Raw genomic sequence first — 1,746 nt, forward strand, 5'->3', positions numbered from 1 at the left:
CGCATCCCAGTTCATGGCCCAAACGGTTTCCTTGGGGTGGCTTTGCAGATAGTCGAGCGCGGCGGCCAAGGAGGTAAAACCAGCGTTGGGGCCGCCCGTGGTGATGCGGACGTCGGGGAGCGTAGAACGCGTCCAAAGGGTAGGAAAGTTGGGGTTGCCAATGGTAAAGGTACGTCGGACATAGTCCTGCACGAAGGCTCCTGCATCCGCCGGATCGAGTTTCCCTTCAGGAATAGCGTATTCGATATGGATGCCAGCTAGCTCACGCCAGCGTGAGCGATTCTCGGCGGAATGAACGTTGTAAAAATATTCGGGGTCAGAATAATAAATATCATGAAACAAATTGAATACCTTCCGAATGTATTTACGATGATATCCAACAAACGTTTCCGCACCATCACTCCCTCCAGCGATCGGCGAAATAGCCTGCAAACTGGAATATTTTTGGGGATTTTCCTTGACCATGTCATCGTCAGAGTTTGGCGGTACCAGCCCTAAAGTCCACAGCAATTGCCATTGGGTGGGGTAGTCCCGGCGTTGCAGGGGATTCAGCCATTGCACTGCGACAACTTGTGCCAAATAGGGGCGTTTGTCAGTGTTAGGTGACGCGGCAACGGCATTTTCCGACGTAAGAGGCGATGAACGAAGGCGCGCACAGGCCGTCAGGAAAATCAACGCCAGCAAAACCACCGATACATAAATAAAAAAGGATTTCGTCATATTGAATTCTCCATTTTTAAAACAGATCTTGAATACAGCATCCTGATATGACTGGAAGAGCAATCAACACAATGTCACCCATGGGCGCGCTCACCAGAGTTTGGCTTGGCGTCCGGTGGAGAATTCTCGCGCTTGTCTACTATTAAAATCGGCATGCTGGCTGGGCCATCGTTGCAGCCAGCCCAATCGGTAATCGTTAATTCGTCGATAGTGGCACTTGCAAAATACTGTTCAAAAGCCTTTGCAGAATCAGTCTCATCCACCCACTCCAACAACCTCCAATCCGCCGCCACCCTCAACTTGCGCAGCTGATGCTCCTTGATACGGCACACGCCCACCGCCACGTCGTACGCGAGCGCCCGCTCCGCATGCATGGGGTTGGTCAGGATGGTGGAATGGTCGGTGGCATAGGCGCCCGCCTGGCTGGACATCATTTCCTCAATCCGCGTGCTGCGCCACTGCTGGTAGTCGGCGTCGGGCGTGGCGTTGGGCATTTCCTGCTGGACTTTTTGACCTGCGGGACTTTTCCCTTCCCGTACGGCTTGCGCGCGTATCACTGCGCGCTGTTCGAATCGCAGGCGCGCCTCGTCATCGGCCGTGCCCCTGGCGCTGTCCATGCGTTTGGCTTCGCTTTTCCCCGCCTGCCCCTGCAAGCCGCCGGGGGGAATGGCATGATCGGCCAAGAAATCGTCGCCGGCAGCGCGCTGCTTGCCCGCCTGGCGCGATTCGCCGGGCGCCTCGTAGCCTTCATCGAATTCCTCGCTTGTCTGGCCAAGGCGCAAGGACTGCGGCTTGAAGGGCGGCAGCAAGTCGGGTGCGTTCAGTTCGATTTTCCAGTCTTTGTGGGGCGAGGCATTGCAAGGGCTGCGGGCTAGGCCCGTTGCCACGATAAACAAGGGCGCAAACCCGACCGTCAGGATGGTGGAAAAGGCGCCCTGGCTGGCCTCGACGCCCTGTTTGATGGAATACGACGCATATTTTTGCGCCGGAAACCAGAAGTCCTTGCCGCCCGGCGCAGGCTTGCGC

General features: G+C 56.3%; 1 protein-coding gene and 1 pseudogene. Both read right to left on the reverse strand.

Translation table 11 applies throughout. From position 1 onward, the window contains the following. Nucleotides 1-720 (reverse strand): annotated as a pseudogene (locus ACQ4WS_RS25395) (virulence factor); the annotation flags it as partial. Between the two features lie 74 nt (nt 721-794). Beyond that, a partial coding sequence (locus ACQ4WS_RS25400; protein WP_436479720.1) for an effector protein Tle3 domain-containing protein occupies nt 795-1,746 on the reverse strand: 952 nt, incomplete at its 5' end.

Origin of the sequence: Janthinobacterium leeuwenhoeki (assembly GCF_051380795.1) — a bacterium.
GTDB lineage: Bacteria > Pseudomonadota > Gammaproteobacteria > Burkholderiales > Burkholderiaceae_D > Janthinobacterium.